The organism is Lactobacillus sp. UMNPBX12 (assembly GCF_002553955.1).
Taxonomy (GTDB): domain Bacteria; phylum Bacillota; class Bacilli; order Lactobacillales; family Lactobacillaceae; genus Lactobacillus; species Lactobacillus crispatus.
Genome location: NZ_PCYY01000047.1, coordinates 1 through 3,308 on the forward strand (window position 1 = coordinate 1; position 3,308 = coordinate 3,308).

Below are 3,308 nucleotides of genomic sequence, written 5' to 3' on the forward strand. Positions count from 1 at the left end.
TCCCGAAAGGCATCCTAAATCTCACAGCCGTTTACACAAGAATTTATACTGAACCTTTTTTATCAAAAAGAGTACATGATTACAAAGTATCTGTAATCATGTACCAATATTTGTTATTTTACAATCTTCCAATTATCTTGTTTTTCTAATATCAACTCAAATTGCGAGATTTGGGTTGCCTTTGTTTCTTGATCTAAATATTTCACAGCGACATTCACGATTACTTGGTTATCTTTTCTGGTAAAGATAGGATTCACCAATTCCTCGAAAACATATTCCTTGTTAATCATAGGTAACACATGATTACTTACATAGTAAGTCAATTCTTTTTCTGTGGCGGTAGGATAGAGCTGGAAGAACGTTTCTAAAAAGCTAATGATTTCGTCCATCGTTTCTGTATCTACTGTATGGTCACTTTCTAGCTGTTTGGGTTGGTAGTCCGATTTTTGAGGTTTCTTACTCATTGTCGGATTTTTGATAATAACCATATTATCTGATTCATCTATATGGACAACCACATGAAAGCTAGACGATATAGTTTCCTTGTCTTTGTCTTCGGTAATAACTTGTTCAACAGAAAACAGTACCTCAAAGGTGTTCTCATTCACTTGAGAAACCTGCCACACCTGTATATCGTTCACACTAGAACTAGTAGGAATATCCTTACGAATCATTTCTTCATTTAATACCTGCAATTCTTCCGTCAAATAATGGGTCAATTTCTCATTTCGTTTATCAATGGCTTCTTGGGATTGGAGAGCGTAAAATATCTTGTGTAAACGCACAAAAGATTTCTAAATTGTATAGAAATAGGGAATGCCTTCCCTTATGATATTTAGTAACCACAGAAAACATCACAGGAGGCATTCCCCATGAATGAACTTACCACAGAAATTATCGCTGCACTAGCCCAAAAACAAGATTTGGACGAAGTTTTTCGTCACCACCTTGAAATCGCCATCAACCAGCTGCTTCAAACTGAATTGGCAGAGTTTTTGGGTTACGAACGCTACTCATACGCTGGGATTAACACTGGTAATAACCGCAACGGCAGTTATGAGCGCTCGTTTGATACGAAGTACGGCCAACTTAACTTAACCATTCCTCGAGATCGCAATGGCCGGTTTGAAAATCATACCTTGCCAGCCTACGGTCGGCACAGTGATAATTTAGAAACAACGGTTATTCAGTTGTATACCAAGGGAATTACCACTGCTGAAATTGCCGAACTCATTGAGAATATGTACGGTGCTCACTACTCCAAAGCCACGGTTTCCAACATGACTAAAGCCGTCAATGAACAGGTTCAAGCTTTCCAGCAACGTCGACTGGCTTCACAATATGCGGCTATCTTCTTAGATGCCACTTACTTGCCGTTAAAGCGGGATACCGTTCAAAAAGAAGCGGTTCATATTGCGATTGGCATTCGTCCAGATGGTACGAAAGAAGTGCTGAACTACCAAGTGGCGCCGACGGAATCAACTGGGATCTGGACTGAATTACTGGGAACCCTGATTAAGCAAGGTGTCAAAGATGTGCTGTTGTTTGTGGCCGATGGGTTAGTTGGTTTGGATGAAGGTTTAAATCGGCATTTTCCCAAAGCTAAACGACAACGTTGCCTGGTTCATGTTGGGCGTAATTTGATAAACAAAGTTCGGGTGAAAGACCGTAAGGCCGTGATCAATGACTTTAAACAAGTTCATTGGGCTGCCAATCGTGAAGCAGCCGAACTGAAACTGAATGAGTTCGCCAACAACTGGCATCGTACCTATCCCAAGTTAATCAAAGATCTGCTTAAAATGCCGAATCTGCTCACTTTCATGGACTTTCCACCAGCCATTCGGCAATCACTCTACTCCACTAACTTGATTGAGAACTTTAACAAGCATCTCAAGCGCACCACCCACCGCAAAGAACAATTTCCAACGGAAGATTCACTGGATCGATTCCTGGTTTCTCAGTTTAATGCTTATAACGAGAAGTCTCTGAAGCGGATCCACCGAGGCTTTAAAGGACTCCAGGACACCTTGGAAGCATCATTTATTTGAGTTAGTTACATATTATATGTACGAAGGCATTTCATTTACACAAGATTCTTGACGCTACCAATCTTCTAGACTATAATTAAAATCAAATAACTCAATTCGGAGGTACTAACATGACCATACCTGACGCAAATGCAATTTATCCCAATCCAGCCATCAAAGAGGTTGTCTTTATCAAGAACGTGATCAAAAGTCCCAATATTGAAATTGGGGACTACACCTATTATGATGACCCAGTAAATCCCACCGATTTTGAGAAACACGTTACCCATCACTATGAATTTCTAGGCGACAAATTAATCATCGGTAAATTCTGTTCTATCGCCAGTGGTATTGAATTTATTATGAACGGTGCCAATCACGTAATGAAAGGTATTTCAACTTATCCATTTAATATTTTGGGTGGCGATTGGCAGAAATATACTCCTGAACTGACTGATTTGCCGTTGAAAGGTGATACTGTAGTCGGAAATGACGTGTGGTTTGGGCAAAATGTGACCGTCCTACCAGGCGTAAAAATAGGTGACGGTGCCATTATCGGAGCAAATAGTGTCGTAACAAAAGACGTCGCTCCATATACAATTGTCGGTGGCAATCCAATTCAACTCATCAAACCAAGATTTGAACCAGAAGTTATTCAAGCATTAGAAAACCTGGCATGGTGGAATAAAGATGTTGAATGGATAACTGTTAATGTTCCTAAACTAATGCAAACAACGCCCACAGTTGAATTGATAAACAGTTTAATGGAAAAATAAAAGCAAAAAAGGCCGTGCAAGCAATCCAAGAATGATTGTTTACACGGCCTTTACTATTTAGTGAATCCAATTTATTAATAATAGATATGATATACCAGTAAAAAATACACTAGCCACCTCTGGCGGTACTCTACTCGTATATTTTATTTACGACCTTCTGATGATAAAGGTCACTTCCCTGTCCCCAGAAAATAAAGCTTAGTGAAACATAAACGACAGCCAATATTATATTGAAAACATCGAATTTCATGTTATTAGTGAGCATCATTCCAACGATAAAGGCAATTGCTAAAAATGGAATAATTGCGCCTAACCAAACATGTGAATTGTTACCTAGCACATATTTCTCAAGAATCAGAGAGGCGATTGAAACTACAATAAAAATAATCCCTAACATAATTACACCCCCATAATTAATTCAGCGTATATTATGTTAACACTAATAATTTTGGTTCAGTATAAATTCTTGTGTAAATAGAAATTAGATAACAAAAAAAGAAGGGTT

The 3,308-nt window shown here is 38.7% G+C and carries 3 protein-coding genes and 1 pseudogene; 2 read left to right on the forward strand and 2 right to left on the reverse strand.

Annotated elements, in window-relative coordinates:
* Window positions 1-113: 113 nt before the first annotated feature.
* Window positions 114-761 (reverse strand): annotated as a pseudogene (locus CP363_RS10315) (conjugal transfer protein); the annotation flags it as partial.
* Window positions 762-872: 111 nt separating this feature from the next.
* Between CP363_RS10315 and CP363_RS10320 the strand changes: the two are divergent.
* Together CP363_RS10320 and vat(E) are read left to right on the forward strand one after the other, a co-directional pair.
* Window positions 873-2,048 carry an IS256-like element IS1310 family transposase gene (locus CP363_RS10320; RefSeq protein ID WP_002328814.1) on the forward strand — a complete coding sequence of 392 codons (1,176 nt, stop codon included), beginning with the start codon at window positions 873-875 and terminating at the stop codon, window positions 2,046-2,048.
* Window positions 2,049-2,158: 110 nt separating this feature from the next.
* Window positions 2,159-2,803: a streptogramin A O-acetyltransferase Vat(E) gene (gene vat(E) / locus CP363_RS10325; RefSeq protein WP_089143697.1), complete on the forward strand. Its 645-nt coding sequence runs from the start codon at window positions 2,159-2,161 to the stop codon at window positions 2,801-2,803.
* A gap of 130 nt (window positions 2,804-2,933) precedes the next feature.
* Here the strand turns inward: vat(E) and CP363_RS10330 are convergent, their stop codons facing one another.
* The gene (locus tag CP363_RS10330; protein ID WP_002328812.1) at window positions 2,934-3,200 is read right to left on the reverse strand and encodes a hypothetical protein; all 267 of its coding nucleotides are present in this window, start codon (window positions 3,198-3,200) and stop codon (window positions 2,934-2,936) included.
* Window positions 3,201-3,308 lie beyond the last annotated feature (108 nt).

Coding starts and splice junctions, on each gene's coding strand:
- CP363_RS10320 (WP_002328814.1), top strand. CDS start 873: ATGAATGAACTTACCACAGAAATTATCGCTGCACTAGCCCAAAAACAA.
- CP363_RS10330 (WP_002328812.1), bottom strand. CDS start 3,200: ATGTTAGGGATTATTTTTATTGTAGTTTCAATCGCCTCTCTGATTCTT.